Origin of the sequence: Bacillus cereus, assembly GCF_015071065.1 — a bacterium.
GTDB classification, from domain to species: Bacteria; Bacillota; Bacilli; order Bacillales; family Bacillaceae_G; genus Bacillus_A; species Bacillus_A cereus_BA.
Map to the genome: position 1 here is coordinate 446,398 of NZ_VOVA01000002.1, position 25,037 is coordinate 471,434.

Here is a 25,037-nt window from a genome sequence, read left to right on the forward strand (position 1 = left end):
ATATGTATGTGAAAAGTTCGCCAAAAAATTATAACCTTATTGTAAAACGGTTTTTAAAACTTTTCAACATAAAATTATAATGATAATGCTTATCAATTAGGGTGTCAACTTATTTTTGAATTATTTCATAAGATTTTCAAAATACTTAAATGTTATTTCGTTTGATACAATAGAATATATACAAGCATGTAATGTGAATAGGATAAGTTAAATGAAGAACAGTTAATTTGCAATCGTATTGAAAAAGGAATGAAGTTAGACTGAGAGGTGGAAGCGGTAATGCAGCTACAATATACTTTATTATATTGTTTAAAACAATTGAATGGTGAAAGAACCGTTTCTTCGATTTATTATTTATTAAAAGGAAAGAGATCGTCGCAAACATTACAAGATGGGAATATGTTTCAAATTTCTTTTTTGTTTGGGATTTATAAGTCATTAAATAGAGCTGATTATGATCAAGAAGTTGCAAAGTTGTTACAAACGGATTTAGTTCAAGGTATACATGATAATACATATGTGTTAACGACTGCTGGTAACATGCAATTAAACAAATGGGAAGGTGACTTTGCCTTTCCGACGTATTTACATGGTTTACACTATGGTGAAATAGGTGAAACGTTTTGGAAGAGGTTATCATTGATCGTTCAAACCATTTCGAATTTACAACAGGCGAATACGAAATTTATTCCAATTCAACAGGATACAGAAATCATGATGTGGGTGAAACGTTTTCTCACTGGAATACCATATATGAGAAGTGAATTGGCTAAAAGATTATGGAAGGAAATGCATACTCTTTTACAAAAAAATAATCCAGTAGAGGCGACAATCGTAACATATCGGTTAACTGGGTATGAACGTATTGGGTGTACTTTGCAACAATTAGCGGAAATTACGAAACAAGATATATTTCGAGTGTATTTTTTATTTTGGGGTACAATTCATTTCCTTATTCAAGAAGTTCGCAATAAAGAAAATGAGTTTCCATTATTAGCTGAAATTATATCTTATCCAAATGAGAAAGCTGATTTATTTAGCTTATCAACGAAAAAAACATATAATCTTTGGAAACAAGGACGCTCTTTAGAAGAAATAGCAACAATTCGGAATTTGAAGGTTGCCACGATAGAAGACCATTTTGTAGAAATTGCTTTACGAGAAAAAGAATTTTCTATTGAGATGTTTATGGAAAAAGAAAAAATAGAAAAAGTAACAAAAGTAATTGAAGCATTACAAACACGTAAATTGCGTGTGTTGAAGCAAGCGGTTGGAGAGGAAATCTCTTATTTTGAAGTCCGTCTTGTATTGGCGCGGATGGAGGGTATAAATGAAGCTTGAGGAATATTTATATAAGTGGTTTGGATATTCTGAATTTCGTCCGGGGCAAAAAGGAGTTATTACGGACTTATTGGAAGGGAAAGATGTTGTAGCAATGCTTCCGACTGGAAGGGGAAAGTCAATGTGTTATCAACTTCCGGGGCTTCTGCAAGAGGGTACGGTGCTTGTTGTATCACCATTATTATCTTTAATGGAAGACCAAGTTACGCAATTAAAGTATGTCGTGAAAAATCGAGTTATTGCATTGAATAGTTTTCGGACGTTAATTGAAAAAAGAGAAGCAATGAAAAAGCTATCTTTTTATAAATTTGTTTTCGTATCACCAGAGATGTTGCAGTCGGAACTTCTAATAAGAGAATTGAAAAAAATTCATATTTCATTATTTGTCGTAGATGAAGCACACTGTATTTCACAATGGGGCTATGATTTTCGACCAGATTATAAAAGATTAGATAAAGTAATTGAGAGTATCGGATCTCCGACAGTACTAGCATTAACAGCAACTGCGACAAAGGATGTACTGCGAGATATAGCGGAAAGTTTAAATCTAAAAAATATCGCTGAGCATGTGTACTCAATTGATCGTCCAAATATTGCGATGGAAGTGCAATTTGTGGAAACAATAGAAGAAAAAAAAGAGGCGCTTTTTGAGCATGTAATGTATTTGCAAGGACCTGGTATTGTTTATTGTTCAAGCAGGGCCTGGACAGAGCGTTTAACCGAGTATTTAAGAGGAAAAGGAATTACAGGTGTAGCTTTTTATCATGGTGGTATGGAACATGAAGAGCGTATGTTAATTCAACAACAGTTTATGAATGACCAGTTGCAAATTGTAATATGTACAAGTGCTTTTGGGATGGGTGTAAATAAGGCGAATACAAGATATATTATTCATTTTCAATATCCGACAAATGTAACGTCCTATTTACAAGAAATTGGAAGAGCGGGAAGAGATGGAGAATTGAGTATATCCATTTTATTATGTAGTCCATTGGATCACGATTTGCCAATTTCAATCATTGAAGATGAATTACCAAGTAAATCGCAAATACAATTTTTATTTTCGTTACTGCAAGAAAGAATGTTTCAAACGAAAGTATTACCATTAGAAGATGTAGAAGAAATTTGTTATAATGCAGCAAGATTTAATGAACAATATTGGCGTTTTATCCGTTATCATCTCGAACATCTTGGAATCATACAACAGCGAAATCTTATGCTAGAGAGCTTGTCAGATGAAATAATGCACAGATTAATAGCGGAAGTGGAAGTGAGACTGCGTAATAAATATAGTGAGCTAGAAAATATGAAATCATGGATACAAGTTCAAGGATGTAGACGTGAATATTTATTACAACAATTTGGTTATAGGAAGGAAAAAGAGATAGAAAACTGTTGTGATTACTGTGGTATTACAAAAACGGATTATAAAAAAAGACGAGCGCAACAGTCAGTTTTCGACTATAATTGGGAAACAGAGTTACAAAAGCTTTTCGGCCTAGGGAAGATGGAGGAATGATGAACATTCAAAGGCATAATGTTGAAGATATGAGTCCGAGAGAAATAAGACTGAATCTCTACATAACACAACTAATCATTATTGGTATCGGTTGTTTACTAGCATATATATTATTTCAAGATAAAAGAGAAGTTTATAGTTTGTGGAAATGGGAACCGGTTTCTATACTTGTAATAGGTGGCTTGTTGGCTATTTGTATTGTGTTATTAGATTATGTTGCAATGAGAGTGTTTCCAGAATCTTGGTTTGATGATGGTGGCATTAACGATAGAATGTTTCAAGGGATTTCTGTCATGCATTTACTCGTTATCACGTTTATTATTGGCTTTGCGGAAGAGTTTTTATTTAGAGGTGTAGTGCAGACTCATTTCGGAATTGTAATAGCGAGTTTAATTTTTGCTGTGTTACATATTCGGTATATAACGAAGCCTTTTTTGTTTTGTTTCGTCTGCTTTATTAGTTTTGTTTTTGGATATGTATTCGAGTGGACAGGAAATTTGTTTATAACAATATTTGCACACTTTCTTGTTGATTTTATAATGGGGCTCCAATTAAGAAAATAAATGGAAGGTGGTGGTGAACAACGTGAGAAAACGAATTCCTGATTTTGAAGAGGAGTTAGAAGTTGAGCGAGTAGAAGAAGATGAAGGTTTACCGCCGCGTAGTGAAATTCATAGAAATAAAGAGAAAAAACCAAAGTTTAAAATGAATCACATTTTCGTCCGAGTGTTAACATTTTTGTTCATATTGTTACCTATTAGTATCCTATGGTATACGGATAAGTATATACAGGTAAAAAGTGATAGTAATAATGCTGAGAAAAGTGCGTTTGAAGTAATTTTCTTTGATTCAGCTAAGACTGAATCAAAGAAGCAGTCTGAGAAAGTAGCAACTCATGTTGTGAAAGATGGAGAAACTTTAAAAAGTATAGCGAAGCAATATTTCTCAGATGAAAATGGGATAGAAATAATAAAAAAGTATAATGATTTACAAGAAGACGAAGTGAAAGTAGGACAAGAATTGAAAATTCCTATAAAAGATAAGTCCACGAAGTATGAGAGCTAGCTAAATGAGTGATATAGCTGCACATACAATTAAGGACTATACTTTACGAGGAGGGAGAGTAAAAAATATATGTCATGGATTATATTATTATGTACTCTCATATGCATTGGTTTTGTATGTCTTCTTGGAATGTATAAAGAAGCGATGCGCAATACAGTGTTGGAACATACTTTAGTATTCGAAGAATTTCCGGAAAGTTTTCAAAAAGTTAATGTTTTTTTTATTTCGGATATTCATAGAAGGGTCATTTCTAGCTCGCTAATTGAACGAGTGAAAGGAAAAGCAGATATCGTAATTATTGGCGGCGATTTAGCTGAAAAAGGAGTACCTTTATCGCAAATCTCTTTAAATATTCAAAAGTTAAGAGAAATAGCCCCTGTATATTTTGTATGGGGAAATAATGATTATGAAATTGAATATCACGAATTAGATGCTTTATTAATAGAAAATAATGTGAAGGTATTAGATAATACAAGATTTGTATTTGAGTCTGAATTAGGAGAGAAAATTTGCTTACTCGGTATCGATGATGTTGGATTAGAACGAGATCGTTTAGATTTAGCGTTGTCTGATTGTAAAGAAGAAGGTTTTCGCATTTTAATTAGTCACAACCCAGATATAATAAAGAAAATGTCTGGTAAAGAACAAATTTCGCTCGTATTAAGTGGACATACACATGGAGGCCAGATTCGGTTGTTTCCATCTGAAAAGTATTTAAAGGGTGGTGTATATAAGCATTCTAATACGACTCTCTTTGTTAGTAATGGGTATGGAACAACATTATTCCCTCTTCGTTTTCGGGCACCTTCCCAAACGCATATCATTACGTTATGCGGAGGGAAATAATGCCAACTTTAAATGGGAAATATAATATAAAAGCTGTTTCGAATATACTCGGAATTCAACCGAGTACACTTCGCGCATGGGAAAGACGCTATCATATTATTGCCCCAAAGAGAAATCGTGCGGGGCATCGTTTATATACCGAAGAGCATATTCATATTTTGAAATGGTTAATGAATAAAGTTTCTGAGGGGATGATGATTGGACAAGCAGTTCAGTTATTAGAAGGGAATCGGTTGCAGAACAACGTTCAAAAAGAAAAAATTACAGATACAGAAGTTGTTTTAGTGGACGATATACTACAAGCTTTGTTAAAATTTGATGAAATTACAACTTCTGCATTATTAAACGAGGTTTTTAGTATATATTCAACGGAAAAGGTTGTTACAAGCATCATTCTTCAAGTGGCAAACAAGTTGTTAACTTTAAAAAATAATAATGAGATTTCAATGTCACAATTCAAATATGTTGTATCATTCTTACAAACACGTCTAGGAATGATCTATCATAATGCGTCAGTGTATTCTTCCGTTAACAAGGTTTTCGTTTTAGAAAATAATATATTAAAAGGATTTATTTTCGCGACGTATTTACGACTAAAAGGATATCAAGCAATGTATATGGGGACAAGTTTAGATGAAGAAGGTATTTTACTAGCTATTGAACAATTACAACCTAAATATTTGTTTATATCTTTTGATGATGAACGAGAACTTGAAGAGGCAGTAGAATTTATTGACTTGTTGCAAGAAAAAAATGAAAACGTCTCTGGTGGTTTTATAGGAAGAAAAGACATTGGAAATCAATTAAACCTTCAAAATATCCTAATTGGTAACACGAAAGAAGAATGGGATGGATGGTTGAAAATGTTAGAATAGTCGTTCGGAAAGAACCATCTATTTTCTATTTCATATAATAAAAATTAGATGCAATGGTTACGTAGGGAGGGTATAAGATGAGACTGGAACGTTTAAATTATAATAAAATCAAAATTTTTCTAACATTTGATGATTTATCTGAACGAGGATTAACGAAAGAAGATTTGTGGAGAAATGCACCGAAAGTACAGCAACTATTCCGTGATATGATGCAAGAAGCGAATAAAGAATTAGGGTTTGAAGCGGATGGACCGATTGCTGTTGAAGTATTTTCTCTACAAGCTCAAGGTATGGTTGTAATTGTAACAAAAGAAAATCACGAAGTGGATACAGAAGATGAGTTCCGTGACGAGTTTATTGAAATGCAAGTGACTCTTGATGAAAGTGAACATATACTTTACGAGTTTGCTACATTAGATGATGTAATCAATTTGTCAAATCGCTTATATAACCTTGGTGTAACTGATGGGAAGTTGTATACGTGGGATGATCGTTTTTATCTTTGGATAGAAGAAGAAGAGCAATTTCAATTATTGAAGGCGGATTTTATAGCTATTTTAGCGGAGTACGGTAATCCGTCAACAGCAACAATTTACCGCATAATGGAATATGGTAAAGAATTAATGGATTCTCAAGCAATTGAACAAATATACAATTACTTTGTGAAAAAACAAAACCTCAGCTAATGTAACGTAGCTTGAGGTTTTATTTTTATTCAGCTGAAGAGTGGGAAATCTACAATCTATAAAGCGAAGTTCAGGCAATAAGACTAGCCGACCTATATTTAAAAATTAAATCAGTATTTCTTGATGAAAATAAAAAATATTTAAATATTTAAGTATTTTACTTTTCTAAAAGCAATAAAAGGACTATAATAATAGTGAAAACGCTTGCAAGTCGAAATAGTTTGTATATATTTGTTAGCGTTTTCTATTGCATTCCAAATTTAACGGTGTATACTAGGCAATGAAGGTTTACTAAACAAGTGAAATTACAGGGGGTTTACTTACTATGGTAGCCGAAAAGGGAACTCAAACGAAAACACAACAACAAGGGGAACAACATTTTGAATTGTTAAATTCAACACAAATTGTAATTAATGAAGCATTAGAAAAATTGGGTTATCCAAACGAAGTATATGAATTATTGAAAGAACCAATTCGTATGATGACAGTGAAAATTCCAGTTCGTATGGATGACGGGACTGTTAAAATATTTACAGGATATCGTGCACAACATAATGATGCTGTTGGTCCAACGAAAGGTGGAATTCGCTTCCATCCAAACGTAACAGAAAATGAAGTGAAAGCACTTTCTATTTGGATGAGTTTAAAATGTGGTATTGTTGATTTACCATATGGTGGAGGTAAAGGTGGAATCATTTGTGACCCACGTGAGATGTCTTTCCGTGAATTAGAAAGATTAAGCCGCGGTTATGTACGAGCAATTAGCCAAATTGTTGGTCCGACAAAAGATATTCCAGCTCCAGATGTATTTACAAACTCACAAATTATGGCATGGATGATGGATGAGTACAGCCGTATCGATGAATTTAATTCACCAGGATTTATTACAGGTAAACCACTTGTATTAGGTGGATCACACGGACGTGAAACAGCGACTGCAAAAGGTGTAACAATTTGTATTCGTGAAGCTGCGAAAAAACGTGACATTGATATTAAAGGTGCACGCGTTGTTGTTCAAGGATTTGGTAATGCGGGTAGCTTCTTAGCTAAATTTATGCATGATGCAGGCGCGAAAGTAATTGCAATTTCAGATGCTTACGGTGCACTACATGATCCGAATGGATTAGATATTGACTACTTACTAGATCGTCGCGATAGCTTCGGTACTGTAACAAAACTATTTAATAATACAATTTCAAATACAGAACTGTTAGAACTTGATTGCGATATTTTAGTTCCAGCTGCAATTGAGAACCAAATTACAGAAGAAAATGCTGATAAGATTAAAGCGAAAATTGTAGTTGAAGCTGCAAATGGTCCAACTACATTAGAAGCAACAAAAATCTTAACAGATCGTGGTATCTTACTTGTTCCAGACGTATTAGCAAGTGCTGGTGGCGTTACGGTATCTTACTTTGAGTGGGTACAAAATAACCAAGGTTACTACTGGACTGAGGAAGAAGTAGAACAACGTTTAGAAAAAGTAATGGTAAAATCATTTGATTCGATTTATGAAACAGCACAAGTTCGTAAAGTAAACATGCGCTTAGCTGCATATATGATTGGTGTTCGTAAAATGGCTGAAGCTAGTCGCTTTAGAGGTTGGGTATAATATATAATGTTTTGAGAAAACGTGATTTCCTTTTGAGGGAATCGCGTTTTTTGTTGAGGTTACTAGTTAGAGGTGTTGGATATGAACAATGAAGAAATGGATCGAGTAGATCGATTAGAAGAAAGGGTAAACCAACTAGAAAGTAAACTAGTAAGAACTAAAAATACTCAGAAAACCAGTATTTTTAGAATGTTTGGAGAGGACGTATTGCATCTGGTTGTTGGAGGGACGATTATCGCTGTACTATTTGGAATTATTACGTGGCTTGGTGAAAAATAAAATAAAAAACAAAAAGAACGCTTGTTCCGTACGAACAAACGTGCTATACTTTCCTTAGATAAGCAAACGGAAACGATTTTAAGGAGAGATAAATGATGAAAATGACAGTAGACCAAAGATTTATGATGCCAGCAGATGTTGTGGAACGAGTGGAAGTTTTACGAAATAATCATAGTAAGCGTGGATCATTATTACAATCAGTAAATAAGTTTTTCGGTTTAGATACGAAAGAAGATTGTGTTTGGTTTTACGGTTTTTACGGAGTGGCTGTAAGTATTGTATTATTTATGGTATTCACATCAAATATTTTCGATTTTCTCTTCGCATAAGAAATATGCCATAAGGACATTGCCACCGAATACATATATAAGGAAGTAAGGTAATTTTTTAGAGCGGGAGTTGGTAGTAATGGCGATGTTCCCTATAGAGCGTAACTATATTGGGTATGGAAATTCACGACCAGGAATTCCTCTTTCAAAAGTAAGATTTATTGTAAGTCATGACACGGGGAACCCTGGTAGCAATGCGATAGGAAATCGGGATTACTTTAATGAAATACAACCGAAAGCTTCAGCGCATACATTTATTGATGATAAAACAATATTAGAAATTGTCCCTATAAATGAAGTTGCGTACCATGTTCGATACAATGTGCCAACGGATAATGATTTATTCGGTTATGATGCGAATAAGGCTGCAATTGGGGTTGAACTTTGCTATGGTGGCGACGTAAACTTTTGGGAGGCGTATACTCGTTTTACATGGTATCACGCTTATTTATGTCAAAATTTCGGTTTAAATCCTAAAAAGGCTATTGTGTCACACAAAACGTTGGATCCTACTCGGAAAATCGATCCTGAAAATGTATTAGGGCAACAAGGAATTAAATTTCAGCAGTTTTTAGCAGATGTCTATCGGATGTATGTTTCGTTTAGATGACAAATATATGAAAAATGAATACAATAAAGATAGGTGCCTACTGCTGTAAGTAGGTTTTTTCTTGTTTATATAAATAGAGCAGAGGTAGAAGACTAGGAGTGAACAGAGTATGCAAAAAGAAACAGTTATTATTATCGGAGGCGGTCCGTGTGGATTAGCAGCGGCGATTTCGTTGCAAAAAGTGGGGTTAAATCCGTTAGTAATCGAAAAAGGAAACATTGTAAATGCAATTTATAATTATCCAACTCATCAAACATTTTTCTCCTCTAGTGAAAAATTAGAAATTGGTGAAGTTGCTTTTATTACAGAAAATCGTAAGCCATTTCGTAATCAAGCGCTTGCGTATTATCGTGAAGTAGTAAAGCGTAAATCTATACGTGTAAATGCATTTGAACGAGTGGAACAAGTTCAAAAAGATGGTGATGTTTTTAAAGTTGAAACGACGAAGCGTGACGGAAACAAAGAAATATATGTGGCGAAATACATTGTTGTCGCAACTGGATATTATGATAATCCGAATTATATGAATGTACCTGGTGAGAAACTTGAGAAAGTAGCACATTATTTCAAAGAAGGACATCCTTATTTTGATCGAGATGTCGTTGTAATAGGTGGTAAAAATTCAAGTATAGATGCGGCGTTAGAGCTTGTTAAATCGGGTGCACGTGTAACAGTACTATACCGTGGCGGGGAATACTCGCCAAGTATTAAGCCGTGGATTTTGCCAGAATTTGAGGCATTAGTACGAAATGGGACAATTCAAATGCATTTTCATACGCATGTAAAAGAAATTACTGAGCATACGTTGACGTATACAGTAGATGGTGAAGCATATACAATTCAAAATGATTTTGTATTTGCTATGACGGGTTACCATCCAGACCACAGCTTCTTAACAAAAATGGGAGTTCGGATTGATGAAGAAACAGGGCGTCCGATTTATAAAGAGGGTAGTATGGAAACAAATGCTGAAAATATTTTTATTGCAGGTGTAATTGCTGCGGGGAATAACGCAAATGAAATATTTATCGAGAACGGTAGATTCCATGGAGATGAGATCGCGCAAACCATTGCATCAAGAGAAGAATAAAAAGAAGCTGTCGAAAACTTCGACAGCTTCTTTTTTAATCGTGCATATACATATTTTGGATTGTTTCATGAGAATTTGTATTCTCTAATGCGACTAATAATTTAATACGTGCCTTTTGAGCATTTAAACCGTATGTGAATATAACACCCATATCTTTTAATCGTTTGCCGCCACCTTCATACGAATATACATCTTGAACGATACCGTTGAAACAGCGAGACACTAATACGATAGGAATTCCTTTGCCTATTAATCGTTCTAGACTTGGAAGTGTTCTTGGAGGTAAATTACCTTGTCCAAGTGCTTCAATAACAATTCCGTCTACTGGAAGGTTTTCAATTGCTGTTAACAATGTATCATCCATACCAGCGTATGCTTTTAGAACAACTACGTTTTTAGAGATTTTATTTACTGTATATGTTTCGTGATGTACTAAAGCGTGATGGAAGACAACACCACGTTTTGTTACCATTCCAATTGGTCCATACTGTGGACTTTGGAATGTTGCAACATTACTCGTATGTGTTTTTGTTACATTTGTAGCACAATGAATTTCGTCATTTAATACGACTAGAACACCTTTTTTCGCAGCTTCATTACTGCTAGCAACTTTTACAGCTGATAAGAAGTTATATAGACCGTCAGCGCCTAGTTCGTTACTAGAACGCATTGCCCCTGTCACAACGATTGGAATAGTTGCTTGAACTGTTAAATCAAGAAAATAAGCTGTTTCTTCTAATGTATCCGTACCATGTGTAATGACTACGCCATGAATATCGTCTTGTTTTACTCTTTCATCTATGATGACTTGTAATTGTAGCATTTCGCTAGGAGTCATATGAGGAGATGGAAGATGGAATACATCTTCAACAATTAAATCAACATCGCCTTCTAAATCAGGAATGAATTTTAAAAGAGGATTTTTTTCGCCTGGTTGTACGACCCCAGTTTCTTTATCTTCCTCCATTGCAATTGTTCCACCTGTGTGTAAAACTAGGATTCTTTTCAATGCTTATACCCCTTTCAAGTTGAAAAATACATTTAGAACATAACATGTTTTGAGTAAATTCGACAATGAAAATGTATAAAAGTATGCTTAGAAAATGACAATAAAATAAATTACTTTAAGTGTGCTCCGGTAAGTGGTTATTAGGTTAGGTTTTGTTTATGGAAATTTATGAGAGAAGATGTGTAAGTGTAGAGAGGGAAGGAGTGAGTTTTTTTGAAAAAAGTGGAGAAAATTATAATTCGTATATTACTGATTCAATTTATTTGTCTTTCTGTCATCCAACTACTTTTTATACATAAATCTTCAGTGAAATATTTATCGAAAATTGTTTATTACGAAGGTGTCGTCACGAAAAATAAGGCGGAAATCTTACAGGTGAATAAGTAGTTTTCATTTTCTTCTATGATGGATTATGCTACAATTATTGAGGATTTAATGACGTGAGGCAAATGAGAAGAAGCAGGGGGCGAATACCTGCTTTTCGTTTTGTTTTATAAGTGAAAAATGAGGTGTTACAATGGATAAACGAATTTCGATTGCTATAGATGGTCCAGCGGCTGCTGGGAAAAGTACAGTTGCAAAAGTTGTTGCAAAAAAACTTTCATATGTTTACATTGATACAGGCGCAATGTACCGTACTATTACATATGCAGCCCTTGAACAAAAAGTGGATATTGAAAATGAAGAAAAGTTAATGGAAGTTGTAAAAAATGTGAATATTGAATTTCAGCAAGGGGAAAATACACAACTTGTATTTTTAAATGGACAAGATGTTTCTGAAGTTATTCGTACGCCAGATGTGACGAATCGCGTATCTATTGTAGCAAAGCATCGTCTTGTTCGTGAAGAAATGGTACGTCGTCAACAAGGATTAGCTAAAAAAGGCGGCGTAGTAATGGATGGCCGTGATATTGGTACACATGTACTACCAGATGCTGAAGTGAAAATCTTTATGCTTGCTTCTGTAGAAGAAAGAGCAGAAAGAAGACATTTAGAAAATATGAATAAAGGTTTCGATTCTAATTTAGAGCAGTTAAAAAAAGAAATTGCTCAGCGTGATAAATTAGATTCAGAACGCGAAGTTTCTCCTCTAAAAAAAGCCGAAGATGCATTGGAGTTAGATACAACTTCTTTATCAATTGAAGAAGTTGTCCAAAAAATTATGGGGATTGTTTCAGGAGTGTTTGCGAAATAAAGAAAGGGGGATTATCCTCTTTCTTTTTTTGTTTGTTTAGAATTGTAAAGGATAAGTGAATTATGAGTTGCTTTTCTTGACAAATGAGTCAATTTATAAGAAGTTAGTTAAAGAGAAATAAAACTGTCAGAATATATTCGCTATTATATTTCAAAACATACTTTATTCAAGACGATTTTGCTGTATACTATTTATATAGGATTAATATATTTTCTTATAAAGTATATTAAAACTGAGTATATGATGATAAATTCTTAAACATGCAAATGAAAACATTTGTTTTCATTTCGTATATACATAAAAATGCTTTGTCAATTCTGTAGGGAGGTATTTCCATGGTAGAAAAAATGAATGAAGAAGTTATGAATTCAAAAGAATTACAAGTTGGTGACGTTGTTACAGGTTCTGTAACGAAAGTTGAAGAGAAACAAGTTCTTGTAAATATTGGATACAAAACAGATGGTGTGATTCCAATTAGTGAATTAGCTAACGTTCATATTGAAAAAGCAAGCGATGTTGTAGAATTAGATCAAACTCTTGAATTGAAAATTATTAAATTAGAAGATGATGATCTTGTATTATCTAAGAGAGCAGTTGATGCAGAAAAAGCTTGGGTAGAATTACAAGAGAAATTTAATTCTGGTCATGTATTTGATGTTACTGTAAAAGATATTGTGAATGGTGGTTTAGTTGTGGACCTTGGTGTTCGTGGTTTTATCCCAGCTTCACTTGTAGAGGTACATTATGTAGAAGACTTTGCTGACTATAAAGGAAAAACATTAGCGGTGAAAATTGTTGAATTAGACCGTGAAAAAAATCGTGTTATTCTTTCACATAAAGCGGTAGTAGAACTAGAACTAGATTCTAAGAAAAAAGAAGCAATCTCTTCGTTAAAAGAAGGGGATATTGTTGAAGGAACAGTACAACGATTAACGGATTTTGGTGCTTTCGTTAACGTTGGTGGTGTGGACGGTTTAGTTCACATTTCACAAATTTCACACGAACGTGTAGAGCAACCTTCTGAGGTATTAGAGCAAGGTCAAAAGGTAAAGGTAAAAGTGTTATCTGTTGATGCTGATACACAACGTATTTCTTTATCAATTAAAGCAGCTCAGCCGGGACCTTGGGAAAATGTTGCTGGCGAAATAAAGGCTGGAGATATTCGTGAGGGAGTAGTGAAACGCCTTGTTACATTCGGTGCTTTCGTTGAAATTTTACCTGGCGTTGAAGGACTTGTGCATGTATCTCAAATTGCAAATCGTCACGTGAAAAACCCAAGCGAAGTACTGGAAATGGGACAGGAAGTAACAGTTAAAGTACTTGAAGTACATGTGGCAGAAAAACGTATTTCTTTAAGCATAAAAGAAGCGCTTGAAGAAAATAATGTAGTAGAAGATTATAGTCAATATGAGCCGAATTCTGATTCGGCAACGTTCCAATTAGGTGATATTATCGGTGAACAACTGAAAAAATTAAAGAAATAAAGAGGGGTACAAGTGGTAAGGGCAAAACGTAAATTAGATCATATTGAATACGCTCTTTCTACTGGACAGTCTCGTACACATGGCTTTCAGGACATTGAGTTTGTGCATCAAAGCTTGCCAAACTCAAGTGTTGATAGTGTAACATGTGAAACAAAAATCGGCGAACTTTCACTAAGTTCGCCGATTTTTATCAATGCGATGACTGGTGGTGGAGGAGAGCAAACTTTACATATTAATGAAAGGTTGGCATATGTAGCAAAATATCATAAGATTGCGATGGCTGTTGGTTCGCAAATGGCAGCTTTAAAGGATGAGAGTGAAGCAGCTTCGTTTAAAGTTATTAGAAAAGCAAACCCGAATGGTATTTTTTTCGCGAACTTAGGAAGTGAGGCTACTGTCGAGCAGGCAGAGCGAGCTGTTGATATGATTGAAGCGAATGCACTGCAAATTCATCTGAATGTCATTCAAGAATTAACAATGCCAGAAGGAGACCGTGATTTCACTGGGGTACTCCGGCGGATTGAAAAGATTATTTTGAATTGCAAAGTTCCTGTAATTGTTAAAGAAGTAGGTTTTGGGATGAGTAAGGAAACGGTGCAACAGTTAGCGAATATAGGTGTTATAGCGGTTGATATCGGCGGACAAGGTGGTACGAACTTTGCTGCTGTTGAAAACGAAAGAAGACAGCGCATGCTTTCTTATTTTAATAACTGGGGCATACAAACTGCTACCTCGATCATTGAAGCATCCTCTACAAATAATAACCTCTCTCTTATTGCATCTGGAGGCATACAAACAGCGCTTGATGTGGCGAAAGCAATCGCATTAGGAGCGAATACGACGGCGTTTGCTGGATACTTTTTACGTATTTTAATGCAAGAAGGTGTCGAGAAGTTAATTGATGAAATTGATCTATTACATACGGATTTGAAGTTTATCATGACGGCACTTGGTGCGAAGACGATAGGAGAGTTACAATCTGTACCTCTTGTTGTAAAGGGCGAAACGTATCATTGGTTAATGCAGCGTGGTATTGATACTGCGCATTATAGTAGGCGATAAAAAATCAACTGTCCGGTTGATTTTTTTGCGTTTTATTTTCGTAAGCAGAACGTATGCAAACTTTTCAATATAGCTGGCTAGCGATAAAACAAGATAAGAGATTGTTAGTTAAGAGTCAAAAGAAACAAGAGAAAATTTACGATAATTTAGGGGATGAGGATGTTAATAAAAAAGGAGATAATGTATCTTAAAATAGTAAAAATACGATAGGACGCATTACATATAATAATGAAGATGTTAATATTCATGCACGAAATATAAGAGAAGATACAGTGATTTCTGGATATAATAAAAAGGTTGAAATTTCATTAACTTCAAATGTAAGAGAAGGGAGTTCTAGTTCAACAACAGTACAATCAACAATTAAAACGGCGAATATTGCAATCGCAGTCGGGAATAAATTGTATAAGAATGCAGGAAGTGGAATAGAAGCACTAATTTTGCCAAGGGAATTAGGAGAAGACAAAAATCTATCGGAAGATTCGTATTTAAAATATTATTTTAATATATTAAATGAAGTGAGTTTAAGTCATGCTGAAGTAGTATTACTTTCTGATCAAGGAAATATCATTGTGAATTGATGCCTCGTTAAGTGACAGGGTTTATAATGCGAAAACAAAAGAATTATATTATGAGTAGAAATAAAATAATTGTGTAAAAAGACGGTTTCGTACATTATCGAAACCGTCTTTTTGTATTGCCTATTTGAGGGCAGTAAGGCCCCGCCTCAAAAGGCGGCGGAGTCGAGCTGTCCGTAAAAGCCCGATTGGTGCGGGCTAATAATCAGTGGGGATGGATCCCACTCACTGAAGTTTTGCTTTATTTAATGCTGATTTTGCTTTCGAGCTTGCTCCGGTGTATCAAGACTTGTTGCACCGGGATATTGAAGTGATTGGTCGCGATCAGATTCAACGCGGCGTGATTCTCTTAGCTTTCGTTCTTGGCGATCTTTACCCATTGTGAGTTACACCTCCTTATTAAAAGTTTTGCTGTTATGGGAAAAACTATGCACAAAGAAAAGGAGGATTAACTTTCATAAAAAGTTCCCATAATGGAAATCATAGGAGGTGAAATGATGGATGGGAGTACTTTTTATTTTGTTGCTTGGATAGGGTGGGTTGTCGTGACCTTTTTTATGAAAAAGGAATCTATTCGTTGGAAGATAAGTGCTTGTATATTAATTTTTATTATTTGTTCTCCGTTAAATGTGACGATTGCTTCTTTCACGATATCGGTAAATGCCCTTTTGCTTTGTATTATTTCTTTTGTAGGTATCGCGTTATATTCTATTTGGAAAAAATTATATACCTTACTTTCGGCACTTATTATTGCAATGTTATATACAAGCTTTCATTTGTTAGAAGTATATGATCCAATTTGGATTGTGGTTGATAGGTTGTTGCTGTTAAGTGGTGCACTTGTGTATGCATCGGTTTTATTGCACGGGGATCGCATATTACGATTATGCTCCTTATATATAGGGATGTTACAAGGAGAATTGTTGGTGACGCTTGTTTTTCATAAATTACATTTTCCTTATGAATATGGCAGTTTAGCTTTTTTAGATGTTGCTGCTGTTTCCACTTTATTTATGGCGATTTTACTTTGGATTACAAAAGCATCAGTATATATGGAACAATTTAAGAGGAGAACACGTAAAAGAAAGGCGAGGGTAATACATGACTGAATATACACCAGCTATTTTATGTGGCGTAATTGCAGGTACAATAACTAGGTTGTTAATGCTTCGTACCGATACGAGGCAATATCCGACGAGGCTCCACGGGAAAATTATTCATATCGCGATGGGATTAATTGCGGCTGCCTTAGGAGCAATTGCGATTCCGTCTGTTTTGAAAAAAGATTTCTCTGCAATTACATTTCTTACGTTAGCAGCGACGCAATTTCGTGATGTGCGCAATATGGAAAGAAATACGCTTCAACAATTAGATGGATACGAGCTCGTACCACGTGGCAATACATACATTGAAGGAATTGCATTAGTATTTGAAAGTCGTAACTATTTGGCGATGTTAACGTCGTTTGTAACAACGTTTGCGTATATAGGATTCCATTCATGGATTGCCGGGGTAATTACTGGTATAGTAAGTTTTTTCATTGCGAAAAAATTAATGTCAGGTAAAAGACTTCATGACCTTGTAGAAATAGAGCACGTTCCACTTCGTTTTGAAGGAGCGGGACTTTATATTGATAATATTTACATTATGAATATTGGATTGCCAGCAAGACAAGAAGAAATTATGAAATATGGAATGGGCTTTATTTTAAAGCCGAAATCGATCGATGCGATGGTCACAATTGCGAATTTAGGACAACGTCAAGCCATTTTACATGATGTTTCTGTTGCTTTAGGGATATATAGAGATTCTGGTACACCAGCACTTGTGCCGTTAGCGAAGCGTGATTTAGAGGATGGGAGAGTCGGGATTTTTGTTCTTCCGCAAGATCAAAATGCAGAGAAAGCGATAGGGGTAATTGGAAATGTCCCAACATTAGAGAGTGCTGTTCATATGTCATCGGAAGCTCCGAAAGGAAGGGGAGATAAGAGATGATGTTAGAAAGTGTTATTCTCGCAGTCATTACAACCACACCCGAAAAATTTGCAGGGGGGGCTCCTTTATTTGTTTGTGAATCGAAAGAGGAAATGGAATTTGTTGCAAATAATTTAGAAGCCATTTTAGATGGTATTGCTCATCGCTTACAAGAGAATGTATATATTATTGTGAAACATTAGCAACGTGTGGTATAATGTGAGGTGTTTTGATACGTTGAGAATTATTCTGGAATGCAAATCCCTTCTTGCACAAAGAAGGGTTTTTTACATAATAAACAGAAGCAAGTTGAAAGGATGAAAGTATATGCCGAAACCAGTAATAGCAATAGTAGGCCGCCCGAACGTAGGGAAATCTACTATTTTCAATAGAATTGTTGGAGAAAGAGTTTCAATCGTAGAAGATATACCAGGTATAACGCGAGACCGTATTTATAGTGCGGGAGAATGGTTAAATCATGAGTTTAACATTATTGATACAGGTGGAATTGATATTGGAGACGAGCCGTTCTTGACACAAATTCGTCAACAGGCGGAAGTAGCGATTGATGAAGCTGATGTTATCATTTTTATGACGAATGGTCGCGATGGTGTAACTGCAGCAGATGAAGAAGTTGCTAAAATTTTATACCGTTCTAAAAAACCAATTGTACTTGCGGTAAATAAGGTTGATAATCCAGACATGCGCAGTGATATTTATGATTTTTATGCATTAGGATTTGGCGAGCCATTCCCGATTTCAGGTACACACGGTTTAGGACTTGGTGATTTGTTAGATGAAGCTGCAAATCATTTTCCAAAGATTGAAGAAGAAGCGTATGACGATGAAACAATCCGTTTCTCTTTAATTGGACGTCCAAACGTAGGGAAATCATCACTTGTAAATGCACTTCTTGGTCAAGAACGTGTAATTGTAAGTAATATAGCGGGAACGACACGTGATGCTGTTGATACACCATATAGTAAAGATGATCAAGATTATGTAATCATCGATACAGCTGGTATGCGTAAAAAAGGGAAAGTATACGAAAGCACAGAAAAATATAGTGTACTTCGTGCACTTAGAGCGATTGAACGTTCTGACGTTGTTTTAGTCGTTTTAGACGGAGAAGAAGGAATTATTGAACAGGATAAAAAAATCGCTGGATATGCTCATGATTCAGGACGTGCTGTTATTATCGTCGTAAACAAATGGGATGCAGTGAAAAAAGATGAAAAAACAATGAAAGCATTTGAAGAAAACATTCGCGCTCATTTCCAATTTTTAGAGTATGCGCCGATTGTATTCTTATCTGCGAAAACGAAAAAACGTACACAAACATTATTACCAGTTATTAATGAAGTAAATGAAAGTCATAGCATCCGCGTACAAACGAACGTATTAAATGATGTAATTATGGATGCGGTAGCGATGAATCCAACGCCAACTCATAATGGTAGCCGTCTGAAAATCTTCTATGCGACACAGGTTGCGGTAAAACCACCAACATTTGTTATATTTGTAAACGATACAGAATTAATGCACTTTTCATATGAGCGCTTCTTAAAGAACCGTTTACGTGAAGCGTTTGGTTTTGTAGGAACGCCGATTCACATTATCGCTAGAGCAAGAGACTAATGGAGAGGATGTGATTTTATGACAAAAATCACAGTAATAGGAGCAGGTAGCTGGGGAACAGCGTTAGCGATGGTATTAGCTGACAATGGGCATGATGTACGTATTTGGGGAAACCGTCCTGAACTCATGAATGAAATTAATACGAAGCATGAGAACAGTAGATATCTTCCAGGGATTACATTGCCAAGCACAATCGTAGCCTATTCTTCTTTAGAAGAAGCATTAGTAGATGTAAATACAGTACTGCTAGTAGTACCGACGAAAGCGTACAGAGACGTATTGCAAGAGATGAAAGAAATTGTTACAGAGCCAATTACTTGGATTCATGCAAGTAAAGGAATCGAACCAGGTACGTCAAAACGTATTTCGGAAGTGATTGAGGAAGAAATTCCAGAGAACTTGATTAAAGATGTTGTTGTACTGTCTGGACCGAGCCATGCTGAAGAAGTAGGTTTGCGCCAAGCGACGACTGTTACGTCTGCAGCTAAACGTATGGAAGCGGCTGAGGACGTACAGGATCTGTTTATGAATAGCTATTTCCGTGTATATACAAACCCAGATATCGTTGGAGTGGAACTTGGTGGTGCTTTAAAAAATATTATTGCACTAGCTGCGGGGATAACGGATGGACTTGGATTAGGAGATAATGCGAAAGCGGCATTAATGACACGTGGTTTAACGGAAATTGCTCGTTTAGGAAGAAAAATGGGCGGAAATCCACTGACATTTGCCGGCCTAACTGGTATGGGGGACTTAATTGTAACTTGTACAAGTGTGCATAGCCGAAATTGGCGCGCTGGAAATATGCTTGGAAAAGGACATTCCTTAGAAGAAGTATTAGAAAGCATGGGTATGGTTGTTGAAGGTGTAAGAACAACGAAAGCTGCTCATGAATTGGCAGAGAAAATGGAAGTTGAGATGCCAATTACAGCCGCTTTATATGACGTGTTGTTCAATGAGAAAAATGTAAAAGATACAGTAGGCTCATTGATGGGACGTGTTCGAAAACATGAAGTTGAAGCGATACCTGATTTGTTATAAAGAAAGCGGTAGAAGTACATTTCGTACTTCTACCGTTTTTTTATTTTCTGGGTCTTTTCACCAATTTTTCATTTATGCATAGGATGAAGAGTAACTTGAGGAGAGGGTGAAAAGAATGGATAACAACATTTTTAATAACATTGAAAAAGAAGCTAAAGTGAACAAAGAAGATATTTTTAAATTAGCGTCGTCTGTTCAAAATGCGAACTTACGTGATGAGACAGTGCTTCGTCAATTGATTCATCAAGTTGCTCTAATGGCAGGACGTGAAGTGCCAAAAGAGCAAGAGGATCAAATTGTAAAAGCGATTATTAACAATAATATGCCGGCGGATTTTGGTTCGTTAAGTAAAATGTTTAAAAAATAAATTATGAGAAACAAAGAGTTTAGCGAATGCATAGGATAGTTATGAAAGAATGGGAATAGAGCTGTTAAGGGCATATTTGGTCAACCGAAGCGCATCATTTCGTGCTTCGGTTTTATTATTTTAAATAAAAATCATCAATTAACGGAAAAATGATGATTTTTATTTGTTTAAAGATTTTAATTTGTTAAAATAGTATAAAAATAGATTAAAAAGTAAAGGGGTGTATATATGTCGGAAGGGCTTATAAAAATGTGGTTTTCCTTAGGGGCAATGGGATTTATGTTTGTTGCAGTAGCTTTTATTTTATTAAGTAGACATAAAATGAAGAATAAATTTCTGAAGGGGATTACAGCGTTAGTAGCGTACACCCTCATGATTGTGTCGGGTATTGTTATTTTTCTTGTTGTATTTAGTGGACCTGTGGAACAATAAAGGACGTTATAGGAAACAACCTATACTCGCATGAAAAGGTGATTGTCAGTGAAAAAAATCCATATTATTTTAATATTTTGTTGCATGAGCATTTTAACAGGGTGTATGTATCCAAAAGAAAATATGAAACAAAGTGCTATTCCTTATGAAGACCAGTTGCAGGTTGTACAAAAAGCTATTAATACATATAAGGAGCAAACGGATGGTTTATTACCAATTAAGACACGTGATATGAGTACGCCGATTTATCAGAAGTATCCAATTGATTTTCAAAAAATTGCTCCAAGGTACATACAAGAGGCACCAGGGAATGCGTATGAAAGTGGTGGAGTATATCAATATGTATTAATAGATGTTGAAAAAAATCCGACAGTGAAGTTAATTGATGTGAGAATGGCGGAACAAATTCAAGAAGTGGCATTGAAGTTAAGGATGTATCGTGATGAACATCAATATCCACCTTTTAAAAAAGTGATTACAGATGGTGTTTATGAATTAGACTTCAAAAAACTAGGATATAAAGATGTACTACAAGTGACAAGTCCGTACTCAGGAAAAGGTCTCCCTCTTGTAATCAATGAAAAAGGAGAATTGTTTGTTGATTATAGAATCGACTTATATGAAGCGTTGAAAAAAAATGAAGGGCAATTTAAAGAAGGTGAAGATATCCGGAGTATACTATCGAAGGATTCCCCGTTTGTTCCTGCATATTCTTTGCCGTACACAGTAAAAAATGGAGAACCAATTTTTTTAAAATCATAAGTCATGAACCTTTCTTTTAGTGAATAAGTTCTAGAAGAAAGGTTTTTTATGTTATACAACTTGCGATGCAAACAAAAGGTATTTTTAAATAGTCATATGAAATTGGACAAAATTATATGATATATTGTCCGAACTTCTAGAATACCATTATATTATATCAGATATTATAGGCAACGTTAGAGAAGGTATTAGTCGACTATAAACGTGGAATTATTCCCAAAAATATTGAGGGAGGGAATCACTTGGAAAAGGTAGATATTTTTAAAGATATTGCGGAACGCACAGGCGGTGATATTTATTTTGGAGTTGTAGGAGCTGTTCGAACAGGGAAATCAACATTTATTAAAAAATTTATGGAGCTTGTTGTTATTCCCAATATTGAAAATGAGTCAGACCGTCAAAGAGCGCAGGATGAACTGCCTCAAAGTGCTGCTGGTCGTACAATAATGACGACGGAACCGAAGTTTGTTCCAAACCAAGCGGTTTCTATCGAAGTAGATGAAGGTCTTGAAGTGAATATTCGATTAGTAGATTGTGTTGGATATACGGTTCCAGGAGCAAAAGGCTATGAAGATGAGAATGGTCCGCGCATGATTAATACTCCTTGGTATGAAGAGCCTATTCCATTCCATGAAGCTGCAGAAATCGGAACACGTAAAGTAATTCAAGAGCATTCAACAATAGGTGTCGTTATTACAACAGATGGAACAATTGGTGAAATTCCAAGAAGAGATTATATAGAGGCAGAAGAACGCGTTGTAAATGAGTTAAAAGAAGTAGGAAAGCCTTTCATTATGATTATCAATACTGTACAGCCATATCATCCAGATACGGAGCAGTTACGTCAAAGTTTATCAGAAGAATATGATATCCCAGTCATTGCGATGAGTGTAGAGAGTTTAAGAGAAACAGATGTGTATAACGTACTTCGAGAAGCGTTATTCGAGTTCCCGGTTTTAGAAGTGAATGTAAACCTTCCGAGCTGGGTAATGGTGCTAAATGAAAGGCATTGGTTACGCCAAAGTTATCAGGAAGCGGTTCAAGAGACTGTAAAGGATATAAAACGTCTCCGTGATGTGGACCGTGTCGTTTGGCAGTTTAGTCAATATGAATTTATTGATCGAGCAAGTCTAGCTGGCATCGATATGGGGCAAGGTGTGGCGGAGATTGATTTATATGCGCCAGATGAATTGTATGATCAAATTTTAAAAGAAGTAGTAGGAGTAGAGATTCGAGGGAAAGATCATTTATTGAAGCTTATGCTCGATTTATCTTATGCGAAAACAGAGTATGACCAAGTGGCGGATGCCCTGCGTATGGTAAAACAAACCGGATATGGAGTAGCAGCGCCTGCATTAGCTGATATGAGCTTAGATGAACCGGAAATTATTCGTCACGGTTCAAGGTTCGGTGTTAAATTAAAAGCGGTTGCGCCATCTATTCATATGATTAAAGTGGATGTAGAATCAACATTTGAACCAATTATCGGTACTGAAAAACAAAGTGAAGAACTAGTTCGTTACTTGATGCAAGATTTTGAAGATGATCCGCTATCAATTTGGAATTCTGATATATTTGGGCGCTCTCTTAGCTCGATTGTTAGAGAAGGAATTCAAGCTAAGTTATCTCTGATGCCAGAAAACGCTCGTTATAAGTTAAAAGAAACGTTAGAAAGAATTATTAATGAAGGATCTGGTGGATTAATCGCGATTATATTATAAGAAAAAAATCCCTCTAATTGCAGAGGGATTTTTTTCTTTTTGAGCATGAAATAGAAAAATAAACAGTCATTATCTAATACTTTGTTGTAAATTGTCAAGTTTCATCAGATTTTCACATTTTAAGAGTAAGAATTTCCTTAAAAATATTGAATTATAAAGGAGAATCGTATAATATAGGCGTTGATAATGATTTATCTACATCTTTGTAGTATAGAATTTGTAAAAATTGCCTACAAATGAAAGTAAGACTCATTTTATGATCATTATACAGTCTTATCTTTGGGAGGAGGTGAATGGCATGAACAAGACAGATTTAATCAATGCTGTTGCAGAAGCAAGTTCCCTTTCTAAAAAGGACGCAACAAAAGCAGTGGACGCTGTTTTTGATTCTATCTTAGAAGCTTTAAAACAAGGTGATAAAGTACAACTAATCGGATTCGGTAACTTCGAAGTTCGTGAGCGTGCGGCTCGTAAAGGTCGTAACCCACAAACAGGTGAGGAGATTGAAATCGCTGCAAGTAAAGTACCTGCATTCAAACCTGGTAAAGCGTTAAAAGATGCGGTTAAATAATCCTTACATATTAACAGGGAAGAAGAGTTTCCTTTTTGGAAACTCTTCTTTTTGCTTTTAAAAACATAAATATGCTAGAATGTGTTCGTATCACTTTTAGGTTTTTCGGGAGGGCTAGCGGATGGCAAAAGTTAATTTAGAACAAATTGAACATGCAGTACGTCTTATTTTAGAGGCAATCGGAGATGACCCAAATCGCGAGGGAGTACTTGATACACCAAAACGTGTTGCGAAAATGTACGCAGAAGTATTCTCAGGAATGCATGAGGATCCAAAAGAGCATTTACACAAAGTATTCGGAGAAGACCACGAAGAGCTTGTGCTAGTAAAAGATATACCATTCTATTCGATGTGTGAGCATCATCTTGTTCCGTTTTATGGAGTTGCTCACGTTGCATATATTCCGCAAGGTGGAAAAGTAACAGGACTAAGTAAATTAGCTCGTACTGTAGACACAATTGCACGTCGTCCACAACTACAGGAACGAATTACATCAACAGTAGCTAACTCTATTATGGAAGTACTAGAGCCGCATGGTGTAATGGTAGTAGTAGAAGCAGAGCATATGTGTATGACGATGCGTGGTGTGAAAAAGCCTGGTGCGAAAACAGTAACGACTGCGGTGCGCGGCGTGTTAGAAAATGATGCAGCAGCACGTAGTGAAATTTTATCGTTTATTAAGACGAAGTAAGGAAAAGCGGGAAACTGCTTTTCTTTTTTTTTATACAAAAAAATGATATAGTTTTAGTGTTAAAGAGCAAGAATATAAATGTTGAAAATTACTTCTGCCTTTTGTGGAAATGAATGTTTGTAGTTGTTAGAGACGAAGATGACTCGTATGAATGAAAGTTGAGGCTTTATTCGGTGGCAGTTTGGCAGAAGTAGCCAAGTTTTGATTATAGAAAATAGAATGTATGTGTTATAATAAATTTTATGAATTAGAAAACAAGG

31 protein-coding genes are annotated in these 25,037 nt (G+C 35.4%); 29 read left to right on the plus strand and 2 right to left on the minus strand.

Features of this window, described 5'->3' with window-relative positions; translation table 11 throughout:
- Nucleotides 1–279 precede the first annotated feature (279 nt).
- The 12 genes from FT637_RS08290 (at nt 280) to FT637_RS08345 (ending at nt 10,252) form a co-directional block, all read left to right on the plus strand.
- Entirely contained in the window at nt 280–1,341 is a 1,062-nt protein-coding gene (locus tag FT637_RS08290; RefSeq protein WP_193645871.1) for a helix-turn-helix domain-containing protein, read from the plus strand.
- Complete coding sequence (locus tag FT637_RS08295) at nt 1,331–2,860, plus strand: RecQ family ATP-dependent DNA helicase (RefSeq protein WP_193645872.1); 1,530 nt, start codon at nt 1,331–1,333, stop codon at nt 2,858–2,860. The genes FT637_RS08290 and FT637_RS08295 overlap by 11 nt, the downstream gene beginning before the upstream one ends.
- Nucleotides 2,860–3,423: a CPBP family intramembrane glutamic endopeptidase gene (locus FT637_RS08300; protein ID WP_002117615.1), complete on the plus strand. Its 564-nt coding sequence runs from the start codon at nt 2,860–2,862 to the stop codon at nt 3,421–3,423. The genes FT637_RS08295 and FT637_RS08300 overlap by 1 nt, the downstream gene beginning before the upstream one ends.
- Nucleotides 3,424–3,445: 22 nt before the next feature.
- Complete coding sequence (locus FT637_RS08305) at nt 3,446–3,925, plus strand: LysM peptidoglycan-binding domain-containing protein (protein WP_193645873.1); 480 nt, start codon at nt 3,446–3,448, stop codon at nt 3,923–3,925.
- Between the two features lie 69 nt (nt 3,926–3,994).
- Nucleotides 3,995–4,771, plus strand: a complete 777-nt coding sequence (locus FT637_RS08310; RefSeq protein WP_193645874.1) for a metallophosphoesterase — start codon at nt 3,995–3,997, stop codon at nt 4,769–4,771.
- Entirely contained in the window at nt 4,771–5,646 is an 876-nt protein-coding gene (locus FT637_RS08315) for a MerR family transcriptional regulator (protein ID WP_193645875.1), read from the plus strand. Before FT637_RS08310 ends, FT637_RS08315 begins: the two co-directional genes overlap by 1 nt.
- Before the next feature lie 77 nt (nt 5,647–5,723).
- Nucleotides 5,724–6,332 (plus strand): genetic competence negative regulator, encoded by a 609-nt coding sequence (locus FT637_RS08320; protein WP_002158605.1) that lies wholly within the window; start codon nt 5,724–5,726, stop codon nt 6,330–6,332.
- 325 nt (nt 6,333–6,657) lie between these two features.
- The gene (gene gudB, locus FT637_RS08325; protein ID WP_193645876.1) at nt 6,658–7,944 is read left to right on the plus strand and encodes an NAD-specific glutamate dehydrogenase; all 1,287 of its coding nucleotides are present in this window, start codon (nt 6,658–6,660) and stop codon (nt 7,942–7,944) included.
- Nucleotides 7,945–8,025: 81 nt separating this feature from the next.
- The gene (locus FT637_RS08330) at nt 8,026–8,223 is read left to right on the plus strand and encodes a hypothetical protein (protein ID WP_193645877.1); all 198 of its coding nucleotides are present in this window, start codon (nt 8,026–8,028) and stop codon (nt 8,221–8,223) included.
- Nucleotides 8,224–8,315: 92 nt separating this feature from the next.
- Entirely contained in the window at nt 8,316–8,552 is a 237-nt protein-coding gene (locus FT637_RS08335) for a DUF3961 domain-containing protein (protein WP_002149379.1), read from the plus strand.
- 79 nt (nt 8,553–8,631) lie between these two features.
- Entirely contained in the window at nt 8,632–9,162 is a 531-nt protein-coding gene (locus tag FT637_RS08340; RefSeq protein WP_002149378.1) for an N-acetylmuramoyl-L-alanine amidase family protein, read from the plus strand.
- A 109-nt stretch (nt 9,163–9,271) separates the two neighbouring features.
- Complete coding sequence (locus FT637_RS08345; protein ID WP_193645878.1) at nt 9,272–10,252, plus strand: YpdA family putative bacillithiol disulfide reductase; 981 nt, start codon at nt 9,272–9,274, stop codon at nt 10,250–10,252.
- 34 nt (nt 10,253–10,286) lie between these two features.
- Here FT637_RS08345 and ansA read toward each other — a convergent pair whose 3' ends face one another.
- Nucleotides 10,287–11,261 (minus strand): asparaginase, encoded by a 975-nt coding sequence (gene ansA, locus FT637_RS08350; protein WP_193645879.1) that lies wholly within the window; start codon nt 11,259–11,261, stop codon nt 10,287–10,289.
- Between the two features lie 213 nt (nt 11,262–11,474).
- Here ansA and FT637_RS08355 point away from each other — a divergent pair, with 213 nt between their 5' ends.
- The 6 genes from FT637_RS08355 to FT637_RS08380 all read left to right on the plus strand — a co-directional run bounded on the left by FT637_RS08355 (nt 11,475) and on the right by FT637_RS08380 (nt 15,583).
- On the plus strand, nt 11,475–11,648 hold the full coding sequence (locus tag FT637_RS08355; RefSeq protein WP_193645880.1) for a DUF5359 family protein: 174 nt from the start codon (nt 11,475–11,477) through the stop codon (nt 11,646–11,648).
- A 130-nt stretch (nt 11,649–11,778) separates the two neighbouring features.
- Nucleotides 11,779–12,456: a (d)CMP kinase gene (gene cmk, locus FT637_RS08360; protein ID WP_193645881.1), complete on the plus strand. Its 678-nt coding sequence runs from the start codon at nt 11,779–11,781 to the stop codon at nt 12,454–12,456.
- A gap of 335 nt (nt 12,457–12,791) precedes the next feature.
- On the plus strand, nt 12,792–13,940 hold the full coding sequence (rpsA, locus tag FT637_RS08365) for a 30S ribosomal protein S1 (RefSeq protein WP_193645882.1): 1,149 nt from the start codon (nt 12,792–12,794) through the stop codon (nt 13,938–13,940).
- A gap of 12 nt (nt 13,941–13,952) precedes the next feature.
- On the plus strand, nt 13,953–15,002 hold the full coding sequence (gene fni / locus FT637_RS08370; protein WP_193645883.1) for a type 2 isopentenyl-diphosphate Delta-isomerase: 1,050 nt from the start codon (nt 13,953–13,955) through the stop codon (nt 15,000–15,002).
- 53 nt (nt 15,003–15,055) lie between these two features.
- Nucleotides 15,056–15,193, plus strand: coding sequence for a hypothetical protein (locus FT637_RS08375; RefSeq protein WP_193645884.1), 138 nt, complete (start codon nt 15,056–15,058; stop codon nt 15,191–15,193).
- Between the two features lie 81 nt (nt 15,194–15,274).
- Nucleotides 15,275–15,583, plus strand: coding sequence for a hypothetical protein (locus FT637_RS08380; RefSeq protein ID WP_227493730.1), 309 nt, complete (start codon nt 15,275–15,277; stop codon nt 15,581–15,583).
- Nucleotides 15,584–15,825: 242 nt separating this feature from the next.
- On the opposite strand, the gene FT637_RS08385 is transcribed toward FT637_RS08380, so the two are convergent.
- Entirely contained in the window at nt 15,826–15,960 is a 135-nt protein-coding gene (locus FT637_RS08385) for a YpzI family protein (protein ID WP_000513901.1), read from the minus strand.
- Nucleotides 15,961–16,077: 117 nt separating this feature from the next.
- Here FT637_RS08385 and FT637_RS08390 point away from each other — a divergent pair, with 117 nt between their 5' ends.
- The 11 genes from FT637_RS08390 (at nt 16,078) to folE (ending at nt 24,777) form a co-directional block, all read left to right on the plus strand.
- Nucleotides 16,078–16,689 (plus strand): hypothetical protein, encoded by a 612-nt coding sequence (locus FT637_RS08390; RefSeq protein ID WP_193646241.1) that lies wholly within the window; start codon nt 16,078–16,080, stop codon nt 16,687–16,689.
- Nucleotides 16,682–17,575 carry a YIEGIA family protein gene (locus FT637_RS08395; protein ID WP_193645885.1) on the plus strand — a complete coding sequence of 298 codons (894 nt, stop codon included), beginning with the start codon at nt 16,682–16,684 and terminating at the stop codon, nt 17,573–17,575. Before FT637_RS08390 ends, FT637_RS08395 begins: the two co-directional genes overlap by 8 nt.
- A complete protein-coding gene (locus tag FT637_RS08400) occupies nt 17,572–17,757 on the plus strand; it encodes a capping complex subunit for YIEGIA (protein ID WP_193645886.1) in 186 nt (61 codons plus the stop codon). Before FT637_RS08395 ends, FT637_RS08400 begins: the two co-directional genes overlap by 4 nt.
- A 124-nt stretch (nt 17,758–17,881) precedes the next feature.
- Nucleotides 17,882–19,192 carry a ribosome biogenesis GTPase Der gene (gene der, locus FT637_RS08405; protein WP_002011811.1) on the plus strand — a complete coding sequence of 437 codons (1,311 nt, stop codon included), beginning with the start codon at nt 17,882–17,884 and terminating at the stop codon, nt 19,190–19,192.
- Between the two features lie 18 nt (nt 19,193–19,210).
- Entirely contained in the window at nt 19,211–20,233 is a 1,023-nt protein-coding gene (locus tag FT637_RS08410; RefSeq protein ID WP_193645887.1) for an NAD(P)H-dependent glycerol-3-phosphate dehydrogenase, read from the plus strand.
- Between the two features lie 115 nt (nt 20,234–20,348).
- Nucleotides 20,349–20,600, plus strand: coding sequence for a stage VI sporulation protein F (locus FT637_RS08415; RefSeq protein WP_000369753.1), 252 nt, complete (start codon nt 20,349–20,351; stop codon nt 20,598–20,600).
- A gap of 228 nt (nt 20,601–20,828) precedes the next feature.
- Complete coding sequence (locus tag FT637_RS08420) at nt 20,829–21,032, plus strand: DUF2768 domain-containing protein (protein ID WP_002117663.1); 204 nt, start codon at nt 20,829–20,831, stop codon at nt 21,030–21,032.
- A gap of 48 nt (nt 21,033–21,080) precedes the next feature.
- Entirely contained in the window at nt 21,081–21,794 is a 714-nt protein-coding gene (locus FT637_RS08425; protein ID WP_193645888.1) for a hypothetical protein, read from the plus strand.
- A 242-nt stretch (nt 21,795–22,036) separates the two neighbouring features.
- Nucleotides 22,037–23,515 carry a stage IV sporulation protein A gene (spoIVA, locus tag FT637_RS08430; RefSeq protein ID WP_193645889.1) on the plus strand — a complete coding sequence of 493 codons (1,479 nt, stop codon included), beginning with the start codon at nt 22,037–22,039 and terminating at the stop codon, nt 23,513–23,515.
- 298 nt (nt 23,516–23,813) lie between these two features.
- Complete coding sequence (locus tag FT637_RS08435) at nt 23,814–24,086, plus strand: HU family DNA-binding protein (RefSeq protein ID WP_001043860.1); 273 nt, start codon at nt 23,814–23,816, stop codon at nt 24,084–24,086.
- Between the two features lie 121 nt (nt 24,087–24,207).
- Nucleotides 24,208–24,777, plus strand: coding sequence for a GTP cyclohydrolase I FolE (folE, locus tag FT637_RS08440; protein ID WP_001151482.1), 570 nt, complete (start codon nt 24,208–24,210; stop codon nt 24,775–24,777).
- The last annotated feature ends 260 nt before the right edge of the window (nt 24,778–25,037 follow it).